Raw genomic sequence first — 19,145 nt, forward strand, 5'->3', positions numbered from 1 at the left:
GATATGATGGGACAATGCAAAAGGCCGCCCGTTGTTCCCGGGCGGCCCTTTTTGGTTCGGCTAATCAAATGCAGCTATTCGGCGGCCTTCGGGAAGGCGATTGCCGGTTCGTCGCCCAAGTCTGGTCCTGCCCCCTCAACCGAAATCTCACCCTTGCCGCGTCGGAACAGGCGGCTGAACCAGCCGCGTCGCGCGCCGGGTTTCACCTTGGCGCGGGTGAACACCATCAGCATCGACGGCGTCACCACCAGCGTGAGCAAGGTGGCGAAGGACAGGCCGAAGACGATCGCCGACGACAGCGAAATCCACCATTGCGTCGACGGCGCGTTGATCGTCGTCTCGTGATGGAAGATTTCGAGGCCGAGGCCGAAGGCGATCGGCAGCACGCCGAGGATCGCCGACACCGCCGTGAGCACCACAGGGCGCGCGCGTTCACGGCAGGTCTGCAGCACCGCCTCGACTTTGTCCCAGCCCTCTTCGCGCAACCGGTCGTAGGTGTCGATCAGCACGATGTTGTTGTTCACCACCACACCGGCCAGCGCGATGACGCCAATGCCCGACATGACGATGCCGAAGGCTTCTCCCGTCAGCAGCAGTCCGAGGAACACACCGATCGTCGCCATGACCACGCAGGACAGCACCAGCCAGACACTGGTGAACTTGTTGAACTGCGCGAGAAGCACGAGGAAGATCAGGAAGATCGCGGCACCAAAGGCCTTGCTGAGGAAGGCGCTGGCCTCCGCGCTGTCCTCGTTCGAGCCGGCAAGCTTCCAGCGTATGCCGCTGCCGAGGTTCATGTCGGAGACGGCCTTGGTGACCTCCTGCTGGACGGCCGCCACCTGGGCGCCGGCGGCGACGTTGGCCTGGACGACCACCGTGCGCGCGCCGTCGATGCGGTTGAGCACACCGACCGTCGGCTCCGGCTTGCGGACGACGAAGTTCGAGATCGGCACCGCCCCTTGCGAAGTCTGCACCCTGAGTTCGTCGAGCGTCGACAGCGTGCGTCGGTCCTCTGGCAGGCGCAGCCGGATGTCGACGGCGTCGTCGGCGCCCGCGGGCCTGTATTCGCTGAGCTTCAGCCCGTTGGTCACCAGCTGCACCACGGTGCCGACGGAGGTCGGACTGATGCCGTACTGGGCCGCCTTGGCGCGGTCGACATCGATCGCCCAGTCGACGCCGGGCGGCGGCAGGCCGTCGGAAATGTCGATGACGCCGGACACCTTGGCGATCCGTGCAGCGACGGCCCGCGCCTTATCGTCGAGCCCCTCGGGATCGGCGGCCGAAAGCCTGATCTGGATCGGCTTGCCTGTCGGCGGGCCGGCTTCAGGCACGCGCACTTCGACATCGACGCCGGGAATGCCGGCCATGACGCCGCGCAGATCGTTCAGGATGTCGTTCGCCGATTTGCGTTCGCGCCAGTCGACGAACTCGTACTGGATCACGCCGACCACATCCTCCGGGATGTCCTGGCCACCGCCTTGCGTCTTGCCGACGCGGGTGTACACCGATTTCACGCCCGGCCAGCCGAGCAGTCGGTTCTCCGCCTCCTTGGTCGCGGCGTCCATTTCGGCGAGCGAAAGATTGCCGCGGGCGTGCACGTAGAGCAGACCGTAATCGGGCTCGACATTGGGGAAGAACTCGACGCCGGCGCCGAATTTCGAATAGGCGAAGCCGACACCGAACAGCAAAGCGACGGTGAGCACGAGCACGGTGATGGGGAAGCGAACCGCCTGCTTGACCACGGCCATGTACCAGCCGTCGCGGTTGTCGTCCTCGTGATGTTTCGGCGCCTTGGCAAAGATCGCGCCCAGCGTCGGCGCGAAGACCAGCGCATAGAGCATCGAGGCCGACAGCGTGACGATCAGCGTGATCGGCATGTATTTCATGAAATCGCCGATGATGCCGGGCCAGAACAGCAGCGGCGAGAAGGCGGCGATGCGCGTCATCGTCGCGGCGATCACCGGACCGGCCATGCGCCTTGCAGCAAGCGCGAACGCCTCTTCCTTGGGCATGCCTTCGCTCATCCGCCGTTCGGCGAATTCGGTGACGATGATGGCGTCGTCGACCAGCATGCCGACCGCCAGGATGAGGCTGAAGAGCACGATCATGTTGATCGTGTAGCCCATCATGGCAAGCAGCAGGATGCCGATCAGGAAGGACGATGGAATGGCCAATCCGATCAACAGCGAGGCGCGGCCGGACAGCGCGTAGAGAATGACGATGAACACCAGGATGACGGCGATCATGACGTGGTTCTGCAGGTCGCCGAGCAGCTGGTTGACGAAGACCGACTTGTCCTGCGTGTAGGTGACGTGCATGCCTTCCGGCATCGACTTGATGAAGGTATCCGACACCGCTCGGACATTGGTCAGCGTGTCGATGAGGTTGGCGCCGATGCGCTTCTTCACCTCGATGGCGATGGCCGGCTTGCCGTCGAGCCGGGTCACCGTCTCGGCATCCTTGAAGGTGGAGCGGATGGTGGCGATATCCCTGGCCCGGACGACCGCGTCAGGCGTGGCGACCACCGGCAGATTGGCAACGTCCTCAGGCTTTTCGATCAGCGACGGCACCTTGACGGCGTATTTGCCTTCCGAGCCTTCGATGTTGCCGGCGGCAACCAGGCTGTTGGAGGCAGCGACGCCTTGCACGACCTGGTCGAGCTGCAGCCCATAGGATGACAATTTCATCGGATCGACGACAACTTCGACGAGATCGTCGCGCGCACCCTGCAGCGAGCCTTCGAGCACGCCGGGCACCTCCTCGATGCGGTCGCGCAATTCACGCGCCGCCGCCGTCAGCACCCGCTCCGGCACTTCGCCTGACAGCGTCACCACCAGCACCGGGAATTCGGAAACGTTGACCTCGGTGACCGTCGGCTCCTCGGCCGCTTGCGGCAGGTCGGCCTTGCCGTCCTGCACCTTGCTGCGCGTATCCTGCAGCGCCGTCGCCAGGTTCGTTTGCGGCTGGAACTCGACCAGCACATAACCGCCGCCCTGGAAGGCGGCGGAACGCATCTCCTTGAGCCCCTTCAGGCTCTTCAGCTTGCTTTCCATCGGCCGCAGCAGCAGGCGCTCCGAATCCTCCGGCGAGATGCCCTGATAGATCAGGCTGACATACATCATCGGGATCGGAACGTCGGGCTCCGCTTCCTTCGGCGTCGACTGATAGGCGACCCAGCCGGCGAGCAGGAGGAAGACCAGGACCGAAATGGTCAGCCGGGCGTTGTGGATTGCGAGTCTTACGATATCCATGACTTAGGCCTGCTGTTGCTTTCGGGGGCTGCGCGGCAGCGTGTCGTCGCCGGGGGTGGAACCCCGGCTGACCGAACTATTGCGTGCCGGCTGTCGCCTCGCCGATCAGCTTGTTGATTGTCGCCTGGTCGGCCTCGACCGGTTTGACCAAATCGCCTTCCTTCACCAGCTCCTGGCCGGCAACGATGATGCGCGCATCATCGGGAATGCCGCCGAGCACCAGCCCGTTCGGCGTGTCGTCGACGAGATCGATCGGGAAGAACGCGACCTTGCTGTCCTTGCCGACGGCGCGGATACCGAGATCGCCCTTGTCGCCGAGCGTCACCACCGAGCGCGGCAGCATGATCGCGTCGGTCGGCTGCGCGCTGAGCGCAATCTCCGCCGTCATGCCGGCCGGGATGCTGCCGTCCGCATTGGGGATCGCCACCTCGACGCGGAAGGTGCGGGTCTGCGAGGAGGCATCGCGGCTGATGTAGCGCACTGTGCCGGTGACCTTCTGGTCGTTGACCAGGCGCACATTGGCCTCGTCGCCGATCTTGATGTAGCGCAGGTCGCGCTCGCTGACCTCGCCACGGGCGATGACCGGATCGAGCTTGAGAATGGTCGCCACCTCGCCGCCCGCCATCACAGAACTGCCAACTTCCACCGGCACCCGGTCGATGATGCCATCGAAAGGCGCCTTCACCTCATTGCGACCAAGCTCGGCTTGCATGGCTTCCAGCACCGATTGTGCCAACGTCAGGCTGGAGCGGGCGTTATCGAGCTGCAGCTTGGGCAGATTTCCGGTCTTGGCCAATCGTTCGGCAGCAGCAAGCTCCGCCTGGCGTTGGGCAAGAAGCTGCCTGGCATTGCTGACGGCCGAAAGTTTTTCCTCGGTGGCAAGCATCAGCACGAGGTCGCCGGTCTTGACGTGATCGCCCTGCTTGACCGGCAGTTTGTCGATGATGCCGGCCACCCGCGTCGCCAGCACCGCGCGCTTGTCGGCCTCGGTCAATCCGGAAATGCGGATGGCGCGCGCATAGGTTTTGCGCGGCGGCGTCACCACCGCGACGGTGCGTGGCGCGGCCTTGGGCTGTTCGGCCTCGACGGCCTTCGGCTTGTCGGTGCCCGCCGCCTTGGGCTGATCCGCTTCGCCGGCCTTGGGCTTGTTGTCGGAGGCAGCGCTGCCGACGGACGAGAACGCGCCCGTTCCCATCCAGGCTGCGAATCCGATAAGCACGACAATTGCTGCAAGCTTGTGAAACCTGATTTTCGGCATGTCGTTTTTTCCACTGCGGGTCGGGCCAGGCCGCGTCTTCGAAACGCGGGCGCGTCGCCGATATGGGTGCGCGCAGGGCCATGTTCAATTTGCCGTGAACGGCGAAGCGCGCTTCTACCTCAAGTTTGCATTGCAAAACAGTCAGAAAGTTTGATGGATCATTGCGCCACTGGACAGAGTATGCCCGCCATTCTCCAGCTCTTGGCCGCCCGGCCGCCCGCCTTCACTGGGTCGGGAAGTTCTTTGGCAGCAGGTGTCAGGATGATGCGAAACCTCTCAAGCATTCGACCAAACAGAGGGCAAATCTATCAAGTGATGAGCTTCAACAGGCGGAAAAGCCGCTCGAATGTTTTGCCGTAGGGTGGGCGCAGAAGGGCGCCCGCGCTCAATTTGGACTGGAGGAAAATCGGCTTTTCCTTGCTGAAGGTCCGAAAACCCCATTCGCCGTGATAGGCGCCCATGCCGCTGGCGCCGACGCCGCCGAATGGCTGGCGTTCCTGAACCAGATGCAGCATGCAGTCATTGACCGTGACGCCGCCGGCAATCGTTTCCTGCATCACCCGTTGGCGATTGCCGCTGTCGCGGCCGAACCAGTAGAGCGCCAGCGGACGCTCCGCCCGGTTCACATGCTCGATGGCGTCGTCGACCTTGGCGTATTCGATGATCGGCAGCACCGGCCCGAAAATCTCTTCGCGCATCAGCCGCAGATCCTCGCTTGCGTTCCTGACCAGCGTAGGCAGCATCTTGCGATCCGTATCGCCGAGTCTTTCGCCTGCCGGATTGATCTCGATGACTTCGGCACCACTCTCACGAGCTTCGGCGACCATGTCGCTGAGCCGCTGATGGTGCCGCTCGCTGACGATGGCCGTATAGTCGGGATTGTTGCGTAGGCTCGGATAGAGCCGCGCCACCGCGGCCGCAAACTTCGTGGCAATCATCTCCGACTGCCCTTGCGGAACCAGAAGATAGTCCGGAGCGATGCAGGTCTGGCCTGCGTTCAAAAGCTTGCTGTAGGCGACGCTGGACACGGCTGCGTCGAGGTCGCATGAGGCATCGAAGATGGCGGGCGACTTGCCACCAAGTTCGAGCGTCACTGGCGTGAGGTTCGCTGCCGCGGCCATCGCGACCTGGCGGCCGACCGCCGTCGAACCGGTGAACAGCAAATGATCGAAGGGTATTGACACGAAGGCTTTTCCGACCTCGGCGTCGCCGACAACGACACTCATCTCGTCAGGGGCAAAATGTTCGCCGACCAGATGTTCGAGCAATTCGGAAAATTTCGGCGTCAGTTCGGAGGGCTTGATCAGAACGCGGTTGCCGGCCGCCAGCGCGGCCGTGGCCGGCGCGATGGCAAGCTGGAACGGATAGTTCCAGGGCGAAACGATGCCGACCACGCCGACCGGCTGCGGCAGAAGTCGATTGCGCCCCGGCAGGAACGGCAGGCTGGTGGCGACGCGGCGCTCCCGCATCCATCCGCGCAAATGCGCCAGCGCATGCCTTATCCCGGCGCCGACGACGAACAGTTCGGCAAGACGCGTCTCATGGGCCGACCGGCCGCTGAAATCAGCGTCGATGGCGGAGCAGATCTCGGCCTCATGCTGCTCGGTGAGCGCCAGCAGACGCCTGAGACGATCCTTGCGGACATCAAGGCTCGGGAAAGGCTCTTTCTCGAATGCCCGGCGCTGCGACTCGAACCGTGCGCCAAGGGCATCCTGTCTGGTCTGCAACATCGCAACCTCCCGTTTACGTCTAGGTAAGGTTACATCGCAGCAGTGGCCGAATCCAGCACTTCCCTGGTTCCGTTAGGGAAGAACATCTCTCTGTTCTCGCCGCGAGGCGAGAGGGTGAATTGAAGACCGCGTGCTCAGGCCTGACGGCGTGCCTGCTCGGGCTTCTTGCGCGCCGCCAAAAACTCCTTGACCCGCCGGCCGGGCGCCGGCCCGCGCACCGGCTTGAAGCCGTCGTCGAGCTCGCCGGAGAGGTCGAGCGTCGGCCGCTTGCCGACGGCGTCGTAATTCTCCTCCAGCCAGTCGCTGGCCGCGGTGCGGCCGAGATCGCGCAGATAGGCGAGGAATGCCCATTCGGCATTGACCTTGGACGACGCCGACAGGTCCTTGAACGCCTCGTCGGCGTCGATGCGGTGCATGCGGATGTCGCGGTATTCGCCATGCGGCAGCCGGCCGGCGGCGATCAGTTCCTTGACGAAGGCAATCGAGCGGAATTCGTTCAGCAGCCCGGCATTGAAGGTGATTTCGTCGATGCGGTTCTGGATTTCGTTGGCGCTCTTCGGCGTCCCTTCGCGCACCACCGGATTGATCTGCACCAGGAGCACGTCCTCGGTCGCCGCCGTCTTGAAGAACGGGAACAGCGCCGGATTGCCGCCATAGCCGCCATCCCAATAGGGCACGCCCTTGATCTCGACGGCGCGGAACAATTGCGGCAGGCAGGCCGAGGCCATCACCGTGTCGAGCTCGATCTCGCCGTCGGAAAAGACGCGCAACTGCCCGGTCTCGACATTGGTCGCCGAGATGAACAGCTCCATCGACTGGCAGGCATGCACGTTCTTGAAATCTATCTCCTGTTCGACCACGTCGCGCAGCGGATTGAGCCCGAGCGGGTTGGCGACATAGGGCGAAAACACCCGCGACATGGTGTCGAAGAAGAAATAGCCCGGCGTGTTCTCGATCGACCAGTTGCCCCAGGCGACATCCCACGGCATGCGCTGCACCGGGCTGAAGCGGCCCTTCGCCGCCACTGCGCGCCAGAAATCGTCGAGCTTCTGTCGCGCACCCTCGACACCGCCGCGCACGAAGCCATCGGCCAGCGCCACCGCGTTCATGGCCCCGGCGCTGGTGCCGGAAACGGCTGCTATCTCCAGCCGCCCATCCTCCAGCAGCCGGTCGAGCACGCCCCAGGAAAAGGCGCCATGCGAGCCGCCGCCCTGGAGCGCGATGTTGATCTTCTTTTTTTCCTCCGCCTTGCCGTTCGTCGTCATGGCGTTCCTGTCGGTTTGGATGCCGCGTGCCTCATCCTGCCCGGGAATCGGAACAGTTCGGCTGCGGCGGACCTATGTTGCAGTGCAGCATATAAGTCCTGACCAAGGCAAGAACACGAACACGGTCGCGTGATCACATGAAATTTCGGTCATCGAGAACAACCTCTCCGAATTGAAGCGGAGAGGGCTGTGTTGATCGAAACAGGTTGGAAGACTCAGGCCACCAGATCCGGCACCGGGCCAACATAGCGCGACAGCGGTCGGATCAGCCGCCCGGTCGTCTGCTGCTCGCGCGCATGGGCGACCCAGCCGGCGACGCGCCCGGCAGCAAACACGTTGCTGAATGCCTCGGCAGGAAAACCCGCCGCCTCCAGCAAGAGCGCGGTGTAGAACTCGACATTGGTCTGGATCGAGCGCGACGGCTTGGCCTGCCGCAGCACCTCGAGCGCCGTCTGCTCCACTTTTTCGGCAAAGGCCAGCCGGCGGCCGGTTGCGCCCGCACCACCGAGTTGCCGCACCACCGCCTTCAGCACGTCGGCGCGTGGGTCGCGCACCCGGTAGATGCGATGGCCGAAGCCCATGATGCGCTCGCCGCGCGCGATTTTCGCGCGCAGCCAGCCGGCAGCATTGCCGTCTGCCTCGATCGCGTCGAGCATCTCGATCACCGGACCGGGGGCGCCACCATGCAGTGGCCCCTTGAGCGCGCCGAGACCGGCCAGGATGGCCGAGGTCAGGCCGGCCTGCGTCGAGGCGACCACACGCGTCGCGAAAGTCGATGCGTTGAGGCCGTGGTCGCAGACGGTGACGAGATAGGTGTCGAGGGCCGTGGCCAAGGCAGGCGATGTGTCGGTACCGCTCAGCATCCGTAGCATGTCGGCGGCATGGTCCGCCTGCGGGTTCGGCACGATCGCCGGACTTCCGCGCTTGCCGCGCAGCAAGGCCGGCGTCAGCACCGCCGGCGCCGCGATCAACAGCAAGGCGTCCGTCAGCGTATCGCCGTCCGGCAGCAAGGCGATGCCCGCGCGCATGCCGCTGTAGACATCGAGCGGCACCAGGGCCGGAAGCATCGGCTGCAACCGCTCGAACACTTCGACGCGCGCCCGGCCGATGGCCTGCGCCAGCTTGGCATCATCGGGGAGATCGTCGAAGAAGCCGTCCAGCAGCAGGCGAACCACTTGCGGATAGCGCCAGCGACCGGCCAGCTCCGGCAGCGAATGGCCTCTTATGGTGAGGCGGCCGCCAAGGCCGTCGACATCGGAAAGCACGGTTTCCGCCGCAACCACGTCATCGAGCCCGTTCGCCATGTCTCATCTCCTTGCAGCATTTCTCATCAAGAGATAAGGGTTGGCCAACATGTGAATCAATCTTGATCAATATAATCAATATCAGAGCCCATCATGTCCGAATGGCTATCACGGCAAGAGGCGCTGGAAAGGCTCAACGTCCGGCCGCAGACGCTCTACGCCTATGTCAGCCGTGGCCGCATCGGCATGCGGCCGCATGAGACCGATCCGCGCCGCAGCCAGTACCGCGCCGACGACATTGCAGCCCTGGCCACACGCCGCGCGCGCGGACGCAGCCCCTCGGCCATTGCCGAGAGCGCAATTGCTTGGGGCGAGCCGTCGATCGCGACGGCAATTTCGACCGTTCTGCACGGTCGCCTCATCTATCGCGGTCAGGAGGCCGTTGCGCTCGCCAAATCGGCGACGCTGGAAGAAACCGCCGCCGTGCTCTGGGCTTCGACCGAACCAGTGGCTTTCAAGGCACCGTCGTCTGAGCCGCCTCATCCAGCCGGTCGCGCGTCGGCCTTTGCGCAGCTTGCCATGCTTGCCAGCCAGGGAAGACCTTCGCTGGGACGCAGCGCCGCCTCGCTGTGCACTGAGGCCGCGCAAACAATAGGATCGCTGGCGCGGTCGCTGGGCGCCGCGGCCGGCACGGCGCCTGTGCATCGGCGTCTGGCGCACGGCTGGTCCGTGAATGAAGCCGGCGCGGAAGCGATCCGCTGCGCCCTCGTCCTGCTCGCCGATCATGAACTCAACGCATCGACCTTCACCACCCGTGTTGCGGCCTCGACCGGGGCCTCGACCGCCGCATGCCTGCTGGCGGGCTTGGCGACGCTAACCGGCCCGCGTCACGGCGGCGCCGGCGAAGCGGTGATGCAACTGGCGGAGGATGCGGCAACGCACGGCGCCGATGCGGCGATCCGGCGCTGGCTTGGCCATGACCGGCCCTTGCCGGCGTTCGGCCATCCGCTCTATCCCGATGGCGATCCTCGTGCCACCGCACTTTTGGCAGTCATCCCTGTCGACGAAACGCTGCAACAGCTCGAGAAAGCCGCTATTGCCGCGACCGGCACACACCCCAACGTCGACTTTGCCCTGGCCGCGCTGACACGCAGTTTTGGCTTGCCGCGCGATGCGCCGTTCCAGCTGTTTGCGCTTGGACGCAGCATCGGCTGGGCCGCGCATATGGTCGAACAGATCATGAGCGGCAGCATCATCAGGCCGCGCGGCCGCTATGAGGGGTCCGTGACGAAATTCTAGATCGATCTGGCGCTCACGACATGGTGTCGAGCTTGCGCTGCATGGCGGCGATCTGTTCCTTCAGCTCCTGAAGGTCGTCCGGCTTCTCCGGCGCTTCCTTCCTGGTCGGCTCGGCCGGAGCAGCAGGAGCAGGCCCGTTCGCACCGGCTGACGGGAATGGCGTGAACAGGCGCATCGCGTTCTGGAACATCTCCATGTTGCGGCGCGTCTGCTCCTCCAGCGCCTTGATCGGCGTGGCCATCTTCATCACGTCGATCGGCGACTTGCCGAAGGCGCCCTTCATCTGCTCGCGGAACCGTTCCTGCTCTTTGGAGAAGGCGATCATCGATTGTTCGAGGAAGCTCGGCACGATCATCTGCATCTGGTCGCCGTAGAAGGCGATCAGCTGGCGCAGGAACGGGATCGGCAGCATGTTCTGCCCGTCCTTGTTCTCCAGCTCGAAGATGATCTGTGTCAGCACCGGGTGCGTGATGTCGTCACCGGTCTTGGCGTCCTGGACGGTGAATTCCTCGCCCTTCTTGACCATATCGGCCAGGTCCTCGAGCGTCACATAGGTGCTGGTGCCGGTGTTGTAGAGCCGGCGATTGGCATATTTCTTGATAATGATCGGATCGTCTTTCGCGGCCATCAGTATCCTCCCCGGACACCGGCGCATGTGAGTAAGCAGCCGGTAACGATTGCGCCCTTGCGAGGATATGCGCAAAAGCGTCACAATTCCAAGCGGTTTGTGCAGTGCGGCATCAATTAATGCTGCATGGCAGGCAAAATATGCTGCGCAGCGAAAGGCGTGGCGGTTGCGCTGGCCGCAGGCAGCCTGCTTGCCGCGCATGGCTGGCATGCCTATTTCCGGTTTGACTTGGGTCATGGAACGGGCAAGAAAAGTCCCTAACGATACCCAAAAACACGTCACCTCGAAGTCTGGAGAAGAAAATGTCCAATGCCATCGTTGTCGCCGGCGCGGCACGCACGTCTGTTGGCTCCTTCAACGGCGCCTTCGCCGCCACTCCGGCGCACGAACTCGGCGCCGTCGTCATCCGGGAGTTGCTGTCACGTACCGGTGTCGAGCCGGGCGAGGTCGACGAGGTCATCCTCGGTCAGGTGCTGACCGCCGCCCAAGGCCAGAACCCCGCCCGCCAGGCCTCGATCAACGCCGGCCTGCCCAAGGAGACCACTGCCTGGGGTCTCAACCAGGTTTGCGGCTCGGGCCTGCGCGCCATCGCGCTCGGCATGCAGCAGATCGCCGCCGGCGATGCCAAGGTGATCGTCGCCGGCGGACAGGAATCGATGTCGCTATCGGCGCATGCCCAGCATCTGCGCGCCGGCGTCAAGATGGGCGACTACAAGATGATCGACACCATGATCAAGGACGGGCTGTGGGATGCCTTCAACGGCTACCACATGGGCAACACTGCCGAGAACGTCGCGCGCCAGTTCCAGATCACCCGCGACGACCAGGACCAGTTCGCGCTGGCCTCGCAGAACAAGGCCGAGGCCGCTCAGAAGGCCGGCAAGTTCAAGGACGAGATCGTCGCCTTCACCATCAAGGGCAAGAAGGGCGACACCATCGTCGACCAAGACGAGTACATCCGCCACGGCGCCACCATCGACGCCATGACCAAGCTGAAGCCGGCCTTCGACAAGGACGGCACCGTGACCGCCGCCAACGCCTCCGGCATCAATGACGGCGCGGCCGGGGCGCTGCTGATGAGCGAAGCGGAGGCCGCCAGGCGCGGCATCACCCCGTTGGCGCGCATCGTGTCCTGGGCCACCGCCGGCGTCGATCCGCAGATCATGGGCACCGGGCCCATTCCCGCCTCGCGCAAGGCGCTGGCCAAGGCCGGCTGGTCGGTCGGCGACCTCGACCTGGTCGAGGCCAACGAGGCCTTCGCCGCGCAGGCCTGCGCCGTCAACAAGGACATGGGCTGGGATCCCTCGATCGTCAACGTCAATGGCGGGGCTATCGCCATCGGCCATCCGATCGGCGCTTCGGGTGCCCGCATCTTCAACACGCTGGTTTTCGAAATGCGCCGCCGCGGTGCGAAGAAAGGCCTCGCCACGCTCTGCATCGGCGGCGGCATGGGCGTCGCCATGTGCATCGAAGCGCTCTGAGAAAAGAGTGAAAAGGTGATTGGCAAGTGGTGAATGGCCGACAGCCGACCGTCTTCGACCATTCACCATTCACTATTGACCATTCACCAGAAACTTTAGGGAGGAGGAACGCATGAGCAAGATAGCAATCGTCACGGGCGGGTCGCGCGGCATCGGTGCCGCGGTATCGGTCGCACTGAAGAACGCCGGCTATTCGGTTGCCGCGAACTACGCCGGCAATGACGAGGCGGCGACGAAGTTCACTGCCGAAACCGGCATCAAGACCTACAAATGGTCGGTCGCAGACTATGACGCCTGCGCCGCCGGCATCAAGCAGGTAGAGGCCGATCTCGGCCCGGTTTCCGTGCTCGTCAACAATGCCGGCATCACGCGCGACGGCATGTTCCACAAGATGACGCGCGAGCAGTGGAAGGAAGTCATCGACACCAACCTTTCCGGTGTCTTCAACATGACGCATCCTTTGTGGGGCGGCATGCGCGACCGCAAGTTCGGCCGCGTCATCACCATTTCCTCTATCAACGGCCAGAAGGGCCAGGCCGGCCAGGTCAACTATTCCGCCGCCAAGGCCGGCGACATCGGCTTCTCGAAGGCGCTCGCCCAGGAAGGCGCCCGCGCCGGCATCACCGTCAACATCATCTGCCCGGGCTACATCGCCACCGAGATGGTCAAGGCGATCGACGAGAAGGTTCTCAACGAACGCATCATCCCGCAGATCCCGGTCGGTCGCCTTGGCGAGCCGGAAGAGATCGCGCGCTGCGTCGTCTTCCTGGCTTCCGATGAAGCCGGCTTCATCACCGGCTCGACCATCTCCGCCAATGGCGGACAGTATTTCGCCTGAGGTTTCGAGTCCGTCCGGCGACAACTGATGTACCGGCCCAACGGCCGGTACAGACCGACGCGCCCACGATCGAGGCTTGTTGCCGTGACAATCGCAGTTGTCAGGCGGCAAGCTTCAGCGCTGGTTTGGCTGCGGGCTTGCTGGGGGCAATTGAACCCGGCACACGCGAAGGTGCCGGCAGCCGGGCCAGCGGCGCGCGGCTGAGGCCCGACAATTTCAAGGCCATGCGACGCTTCAGCAATGGATTGAGGTTCATCAGCGAGAGCAGCAGATTGCGGACGAACCGCTTCACCGGATTGCGGGTAAGCGCCATGTGGGTCATCCTGCCTGCCAGCTCAAGCACCTCCTGGGCCGCCGGGCGCCGCAGCGTTTCGTAGAGGTCGAGCTCGGCTTCCACGCGCACGCCGTTCACCACATCGCCGAGCAATTCGCCAAGCACGACCGCGTCGATAATGCCGGTGTTCATGCCCTGTCCCCCTGCCGGGCTGTGCACGTGCGCGGCATCGCCCATGAGGAACAACCGGTCCTTGCGATACGACCGGACCAGGCGGTGATGCACGCGAAACCGCGAACTCCACGCCAGGTCGAGCACCCGCGCGCGCCGGCTGGTGGGCCCACGGCTGTCGAGCAGCGCCTGGATGTCGGCAATCCCTGGCTTTTCCGGCGCGTCATCCATTGTTGCAACGATGCGGTACGACCCGTCCGGAAGCGGCGCCACCACCACCAGCCCGGCCTGCGCAAAGAACAGCGACACTTCCTTCGGCCCGACCGGCCAGTCGAGGCGGACGTCGGCAAGCACGAACGACCCGTCATAGGCAGCGCCGTCGAACTCGATGCCGGTCGCGCTGCGCACCAGGCTGTTCATACCATCGGCGCCGACCACGTAGCGCGCCGATATCAGCGTCTCGCGGCCGTCCTCGGCCACCGTCACACGGGCGCCGTCAGCATCCTGAACAACCGCCTTGGCCTCGACTTCGCGATGAATGACGCTGCCCAGGGCAGCGATCCGCTCGGCGAACACCTGCTCGGTCAGGTTCTGAGGCAGCATCAACAGATAGGGATGCCTTGATGGAAGCTTGCCGAAATCGAGATTGAGCAGCGCCCGGTTGCGGTCGCGGATGGCGAAATTTTGCAGCTTCAGGGCAAGTTCGTCCAGCCGCTCGGTGACACCGAGAGGCTGCAGCGCTTCCAGCGTCTGCGCATGGATGACGCCGGCGCGCGAAGTCTGAAGGCCCTGCGCCAGCTTGTCGATCAGCACGTGATCGACACCGGCCTGGTGCAGCATGATGGACAGCGCCATGCCGGTCGGGCCGGCGCCGATGATCAGGACTTCTGTTGTATCGGGCAACATTTTCTCTCTCCGTTTATCAACAAGTGTTGACTTTCTAATCGACGCCATTGCATTTGTCAACAGGTGTTGGCATATGAATTTTCATGACTCAGAATCAGGCGAAGAAAATCAGCAAGTCGGACCGCACGCGGGCCCATATCCTCGAGGCCGCACGGCTATTGTTCGCCGAGCGCGGCTATGACGGCGCCTCCATCCGCGATGTCGCGGCGCATGCCTCGATCGATCCGGCCATGGTGATCCGCTATTTCCGCAGCAAGGACGAACTGTTCGCCAGGGCGGCGATCGTCGACCTGCATCTGCCGGAGCTGCGGATGATTGACCGAGCCGCCATCGGCGAAACACTGATCAGGCGCTTTCTCGAAATCTGGGAAGGTCCGGCCAGCGGTCCCGGCATGACAATTCTGCTGCGTTCGGCGATGTCCAACGACTATGCTGCCGAAAAGCTGCGCGAGGTGTTTGCCAGCCAGGTGAGGCCAGTGGTTGCGGCGGTCGGCGACCCCGCCGATGCGGGTCGACGAGCCGGTCTCGTCTCAAGCCAGCTGCTGGGTTTGGCGATGTGCCGATACCTGCTGCGGCTTCCTCCGGTCGTCGCCCTCTCCCACGACGAGATCATCCGGAATGTCGGCCCTGCCTTGCAGCGCTATGTGACGGAAGAGGATCTGTCCTGAAGCAGCCGTTTTGGCATTGCTGGCCGAGCCTGGTCGTGGTGCTATGATCGGGCCGACCGGTGCACCCAACACCGATCTGTGCCGGAGCGGCACGCAAAAGTTAACGGCACGGCCGCTGGCTGTGCACAACGCCTCTGACAAGCTGTGACTTCTCGGTGGATAACCTGTTCACAACACAAGCTGTTGGGGTGAACAAACCGGGAAAATCCCGACATCGCTGATTCGTCGCCGATTCGTTCCGGCTTTGGCCGAAACGTTAACGGCGAGGCCCGAAAATCGCGGCCAAACGTTTAAGGTCCGTTAGGAAAAGTCAAGGATTTCATAATGTTGACCGAGGTCGACCTGGGTGCGGCGATCGTTCCCCGGCAAAGGTTAACAGCGTTGTTCTCGTTGCATAAATCGGGCCAGTTTAGCGATTCAGCATGTGGTGAGACTCGCCACCCAAAAATCCACATATAGCCGTGAACAAAACCTGAATCAGCCAGAGTCAGTGATTCGTCGCCGATTCGTTCCAGACTCGTTCCAACTCTTAACCGAGACCGGATTTCGCGCGAGCCGGACGGCTCTTCGCCCCATCTGCGGAACATTCCGCTTTCGCTCCGCGCCTGAAATCCTTATGTGTCGGCTGTCACACGCGCCAGCACTGGCGTGCTCCCCGGCAACGAGCGGCAGAAGCGTTATTTCCGAGCCGATGAACATCCAACCGAAACACTCCCAGCCGCTGATCCTTTCGGGCCGCGACGTGACGGCCGTGCTCGGCCCGACCAACACCGGCAAGACCCATCTCGCCATCGAACGCATGGTGGCGCATGAAAGCGGAGTCATCGGCCTGCCGCTCAGGCTGCTGGCGCGCGAAGTCTACACGCGCGTCTGCGAAAAGGTCGGCGCTCACAAGGTGGCGCTCATCACCGGCGAGGAGAAGATCCAGCCGGTTGGCGCCAGATATTCGGTCTGCACCGTCGAAGCCATGCCGCGCGAGACCGACGCCGCCTTCGTCGCCATCGACGAGGTCCAGCTCGCCGGCGATCTCGAGCGCGGCCACATCTTCACCGACCGCATCCTGCATCTGCGCGGCCGCCAGGAAACGCTGCTCTTGGGCGCGGCCACCATGCACGGCATCCTGCAGCGCCTGCTGAAGGGCGTCTCGGTGGTGACGCGGCCTCGGCTGTCGCATCTGGCCTATGCCGGCTCGAAGAAGCTGACCCGTCTGCCCAGGCGCACGGCGATCGTCGCGTTCTCGGCGGATGAGGTCTATGCCATCGCCGAATTGATCCGTCGCCAGCAGGGCGGTGCCGCCGTCGTACTCGGCGCGCTCTCGCCGCGCACCCGCAACGCCCAGGTGGCGCTGTTCCAGTCCGGTGATGTCGATTACCTCGTCGCCACCGACGCCATCGGCATGGGCCTCAACCTCGACCTCGACCATGTCGCCTTCGCCCAGAACCGCAAGTTCGACGGCTATCAGTTTCGCGACCTCACATCCGCCGAACTCGGCCAGATTGCCGGCCGCGCCGGCCGCCATCTGCGCGACGGCACGTTCGGCGTCACCGGCCAGGTCGACCCGCTGGATGAAGAACTGGTCAAGAAAATCGAAGGCCACGATTTCGACCCGGTGAAGGTGCTGCAATGGCGCACCGCCGATTTCGATTTCGCCAGCCTCGATGCGCTGAAGCGCTCGATCGAGACCAACGCGCCGGTCGAGGGCCTGACGCGGGCGCTGCCGGCGGTCGACGCGCAGGCGCTCGAGCACCTGTCGCGCGACGAGGACATCCGCGCTCTGGCAACCGACACCAGACGGGTGGCGCTGCTGTGGGAAGCCTGCGCGCTCCCCGACTACAGGAAGATCGCGCCGGCCCAGCATTCCGACCTCATCGCCTCGATATATATGGACCTCGCCCGGCATGGTCATGTCGACGAGAGCTACATGGCCGAACAGGTGCGGCGCGCCGACACGACGGACGGCGACATCGACACGCTGTCGCACCGGATCGCCCAGATCCGCACATGGACTTTCGTTTCCAATCGGCCCGGCTGGCTGGCCGATCAGGCACACTGGCAGGAAAAGACGCGCGAAATCGAAGACAGATTGTCGGATGCGCTGCATGAGCGGTTGACGAAACGCTTCGTAGACCGCAGGACTTCCGTCCTCATGCGGCGCCTTAGAGAAAATACCATGCCTGAAGCCGAAATTAGCCCTACCGGAACCGTCCTTGTCGAAGGCCATCATGTCGGCGAGTTGCAAGGGTTCCGCTTCACCGCCGACCAGAGCGCCGGTGGCGAGGATGCCAAGGCCGTGCGCACGGCGGCACAGAAGGCTTTAGCTACCGAATTCGAGGCGCGCGCCGAACGCTTCGGCGCCTGCGCCAATGGCGACATCGCGCTCGGCTCCGACGGCACACTGCGCTGGATCGGCGCGCCGGTCGGCACGCTGGTCGCCGGCGACGAGCCGCTGAAGCCGCGCCTTGTCCTGTTGGCCGACGAGCAGCTTACCGGTCCCGCCCGCGACAAGGTCGCGGCGCGCGCCGAGCGCTTCGTCAACTTCCAGGTCGAATCCCTGCTGAAGCCGCTGGTCGACTTGAAGAACGCCGACCAGATCACCGGCATCGGCCGCGGCATCGCCTTCCAGCTGGTCGAGAATTTCGGCCTCATCAACCGCCGCGACATCGCCGAAGAGATGAAGTCGCTCGATCAGGAAGGCCGCGCCGCATTGCGCCGGCTGGGCGTGCGTTTCGGCGCCTACCATGTCTTCGTGCCGGCGCTGGTCAAGCCGGCGCCTGCCGGACTGGTGACATTGCTTTGGGCATTGAAGAATGACGGCAAGGACAAGCCGGGTTTTGGCGACGTGGTTCACGCCCTGGCGTCGGGCCGCACCTCGGTGGTCATCGATCCGACCTTCGACAAATCCTTCTACAAACTCGCCGGCTACCGCAATCTCGGCCGCCGCGCGGTCCGCGTCGACATCCTCGAGCGGCTGGCCGACCTGATCCGTCCGGCGACCAACTGGAAGCCGGGCCTCGGACAGCGCCCCGATGGCGCCTATGACGGCAACGCCTTCATGGTGACGCCGCCGATGATGTCGATCCTCGGCGCCACCGCCGACGACATGGAAGAGATCCTCAAGGGTCTCGGCTACCGCGCCGAACCGAAGCCTGCCGCCGAAGTCAAGGCGCGGCTCGAAGCGCAGGACAATGCCGCGCGCGAGGCAGCCGCAGCCAAACTGGCAGCGGAAGAGGCGGCGAAGGCCGAGCAGGCTGTGGCGGCGGAAGCCGTTGCCGACACCGTCGCCCAGACCACGGCCGATGGTTCGGAGCCCGATGCGGCTGCCATTGTAGAGGCTACGGCTGAAATTCCTGCGGAGCCCGTCGCTGACGCAGCTGCGGGGGCTGTTGCCGACGCGCAGCCGCAGACGCCCGCAGAGGCCACGGACGACGCGCCGCCAGTAGCCGAAGCCGTTGCTGCAGAAGGGCCCGCCGAAACAGAGGCTGAGCCAGAAGCAAAGCCCGAAGCTGCCGAGGTTGAGACCGCACCGGCAGAGCCGACGGCGGATTCCGAAGCTGTCGAAGTCGATGCCGCATCGGCAGTACCGGTCGCCGAGACTTCATCTACAAGCGAAGACACAACGGCCGCGGAAACCGCCACCGGCGAGCCCGCTCCAGACGCTGAAGAACCAAAACCAATCCTTTTGTGGCGGCAGGGTCGTTTCGAGCAGCGCCCACGTCACCGCCATCACGACAACCGCCGGGACAATCGTCCGCGCAACGGGCAGGCTTCGCAGGGCCGCAGCGATGCGCCGGCAGGCGCTGAAGCCGCCTCCGGCAGCCGGCCGCCTCAGGAGGGTCGCCGCGAACAGCGCGAAGGTGCCGGCAAACCGCGCTTTGATCGCAGCAAGTTCAAGCCGAGGCCGCAGCCTCAGGGCGAGGCCGGAGAACGGCGCGAAGGCAAGCCGCAGGGCGAGCGTCCCGATCGTCGCGAGAGCCGGCCCGATTGGAAGGGCGGCAGGCCGGACGGCAAGGGCAGCGCACAGGGTGGCAAGCCTGCATTCCAGGCAAAGCCGCGCGAGGAGCGTCCGGTGCGTTTCGATCCGGACTCGCCCTTCGCCAAGCTCGCCGCCCTGCGCGACCAACTGAAGAAGTAA

At 64.2% G+C, this 19,145-nt stretch carries 12 protein-coding genes; 5 read left to right on the plus strand and 7 right to left on the minus strand.

All coding sequences use genetic code 11. From position 1 onward, the window contains the following. Positions 1 to 74: 74 nt before the first annotated feature. The 5 genes from A6B35_RS01715 to A6B35_RS01735 form a co-directional block, all read right to left on the minus strand. Positions 75 to 3,251 carry an efflux RND transporter permease subunit gene (locus A6B35_RS01715; protein WP_006203742.1) on the minus strand — a complete coding sequence of 1,059 codons (3,177 nt, stop codon included), beginning with the start codon at positions 3,249 to 3,251 and terminating at the stop codon, positions 75 to 77. Between the two features lie 76 nt (positions 3,252 to 3,327). Then, the gene (locus tag A6B35_RS01720; protein WP_083209827.1) at positions 3,328 to 4,509 is read right to left on the minus strand and encodes an efflux RND transporter periplasmic adaptor subunit; all 1,182 of its coding nucleotides are present in this window, start codon (positions 4,507 to 4,509) and stop codon (positions 3,328 to 3,330) included. A gap of 308 nt (positions 4,510 to 4,817) precedes the next feature. Further along, positions 4,818 to 6,239: a coniferyl aldehyde dehydrogenase gene (locus A6B35_RS01725; protein WP_006202451.1), complete on the minus strand. Its 1,422-nt coding sequence runs from the start codon at positions 6,237 to 6,239 to the stop codon at positions 4,818 to 4,820. Between the two features lie 134 nt (positions 6,240 to 6,373). Beyond that, positions 6,374 to 7,504, minus strand: coding sequence for a patatin-like phospholipase family protein (locus tag A6B35_RS01730; protein ID WP_006202450.1), 1,131 nt, complete (start codon positions 7,502 to 7,504; stop codon positions 6,374 to 6,376). A gap of 215 nt (positions 7,505 to 7,719) precedes the next feature. Then, a complete protein-coding gene (locus A6B35_RS01735) occupies positions 7,720 to 8,808 on the minus strand; it encodes a citrate synthase/methylcitrate synthase (RefSeq protein ID WP_006202449.1) in 1,089 nt (362 codons plus the stop codon). A 93-nt stretch (positions 8,809 to 8,901) separates the two neighbouring features. On the opposite strand from A6B35_RS01735, the gene A6B35_RS01740 reads away from it, so the two are divergent. Then, on the plus strand, positions 8,902 to 10,047 hold the full coding sequence (locus A6B35_RS01740; RefSeq protein ID WP_006202448.1) for a citrate/2-methylcitrate synthase: 1,146 nt from the start codon (positions 8,902 to 8,904) through the stop codon (positions 10,045 to 10,047). Between the two features lie 13 nt (positions 10,048 to 10,060). On the opposite strand, the gene phaR is transcribed toward A6B35_RS01740, so the two are convergent. Beyond that, complete coding sequence (phaR, locus tag A6B35_RS01745; RefSeq protein WP_006202447.1) at positions 10,061 to 10,675, minus strand: polyhydroxyalkanoate synthesis repressor PhaR; 615 nt, start codon at positions 10,673 to 10,675, stop codon at positions 10,061 to 10,063. Positions 10,676 to 10,977: 302 nt separating this feature from the next. On the opposite strand from phaR, the gene A6B35_RS01750 reads away from it, so the two are divergent. Further along, on the plus strand, positions 10,978 to 12,156 hold the full coding sequence (locus A6B35_RS01750; RefSeq protein WP_006202446.1) for an acetyl-CoA C-acetyltransferase: 1,179 nt from the start codon (positions 10,978 to 10,980) through the stop codon (positions 12,154 to 12,156). 112 nt (positions 12,157 to 12,268) lie between these two features. Continuing rightward, positions 12,269 to 12,994, plus strand: a complete 726-nt coding sequence (gene phbB / locus A6B35_RS01755) for an acetoacetyl-CoA reductase (protein ID WP_006202445.1) — start codon at positions 12,269 to 12,271, stop codon at positions 12,992 to 12,994. A 100-nt stretch (positions 12,995 to 13,094) separates the two neighbouring features. On the opposite strand, the gene A6B35_RS01760 is transcribed toward phbB, so the two are convergent. Further along, the gene (locus A6B35_RS01760) at positions 13,095 to 14,345 is read right to left on the minus strand and encodes an FAD-dependent oxidoreductase (RefSeq protein ID WP_006202444.1); all 1,251 of its coding nucleotides are present in this window, start codon (positions 14,343 to 14,345) and stop codon (positions 13,095 to 13,097) included. An 83-nt stretch (positions 14,346 to 14,428) separates the two neighbouring features. Here A6B35_RS01760 and A6B35_RS01765 point away from each other — a divergent pair, with 83 nt between their 5' ends. Together A6B35_RS01765 and A6B35_RS01770 are read left to right on the plus strand one after the other, a co-directional pair. Beyond that, positions 14,429 to 15,013: a TetR/AcrR family transcriptional regulator gene (locus tag A6B35_RS01765; RefSeq protein WP_006202443.1), complete on the plus strand. Its 585-nt coding sequence runs from the start codon at positions 14,429 to 14,431 to the stop codon at positions 15,011 to 15,013. A 691-nt stretch (positions 15,014 to 15,704) separates the two neighbouring features. Further along, on the plus strand, positions 15,705 to 19,145 hold the full coding sequence (locus tag A6B35_RS01770) for a helicase-related protein (protein WP_006202442.1): 3,441 nt from the start codon (positions 15,705 to 15,707) through the stop codon (positions 19,143 to 19,145).

The organism is Mesorhizobium amorphae CCNWGS0123 (genome assembly GCF_001686985.1).
GTDB classification, from domain to species: domain Bacteria; phylum Pseudomonadota; class Alphaproteobacteria; order Rhizobiales; family Rhizobiaceae; genus Mesorhizobium; species Mesorhizobium amorphae.

What these genes read in the sequence shown, in the direction of transcription:
- A6B35_RS01715 (WP_006203742.1), bottom strand. Translation starts at nt 3,251, where the DNA reads ATGGATATCGTAAGACTCGCAATCCACAACGCCCGGCTGACCATTTCG.
- A6B35_RS01720 (WP_083209827.1), bottom strand. Translation starts at nt 4,509, where the DNA reads ATGCCGAAAATCAGGTTTCACAAGCTTGCAGCAATTGTCGTGCTTATC.
- A6B35_RS01725 (WP_006202451.1), bottom strand. Translation starts at nt 6,239, where the DNA reads ATGTTGCAGACCAGACAGGATGCCCTTGGCGCACGGTTCGAGTCGCAG.
- A6B35_RS01730 (WP_006202450.1), bottom strand. Translation starts at nt 7,504, where the DNA reads ATGACGACGAACGGCAAGGCGGAGGAAAAAAAGAAGATCAACATCGCG.
- A6B35_RS01735 (WP_006202449.1), bottom strand. Translation starts at nt 8,808, where the DNA reads ATGGCGAACGGGCTCGATGACGTGGTTGCGGCGGAAACCGTGCTTTCC.
- A6B35_RS01740 (WP_006202448.1), top strand. Translation starts at nt 8,902, where the DNA reads ATGTCCGAATGGCTATCACGGCAAGAGGCGCTGGAAAGGCTCAACGTC.
- phaR (WP_006202447.1), bottom strand. Translation starts at nt 10,675, where the DNA reads ATGGCCGCGAAAGACGATCCGATCATTATCAAGAAATATGCCAATCGC.
- A6B35_RS01750 (WP_006202446.1), top strand. Translation starts at nt 10,978, where the DNA reads ATGTCCAATGCCATCGTTGTCGCCGGCGCGGCACGCACGTCTGTTGGC.
- phbB (WP_006202445.1), top strand. Translation starts at nt 12,269, where the DNA reads ATGAGCAAGATAGCAATCGTCACGGGCGGGTCGCGCGGCATCGGTGCC.
- A6B35_RS01760 (WP_006202444.1), bottom strand. Translation starts at nt 14,345, where the DNA reads ATGTTGCCCGATACAACAGAAGTCCTGATCATCGGCGCCGGCCCGACC.
- A6B35_RS01765 (WP_006202443.1), top strand. Translation starts at nt 14,429, where the DNA reads ATGACTCAGAATCAGGCGAAGAAAATCAGCAAGTCGGACCGCACGCGG.
- A6B35_RS01770 (WP_006202442.1), top strand. Translation starts at nt 15,705, where the DNA reads ATGAACATCCAACCGAAACACTCCCAGCCGCTGATCCTTTCGGGCCGC.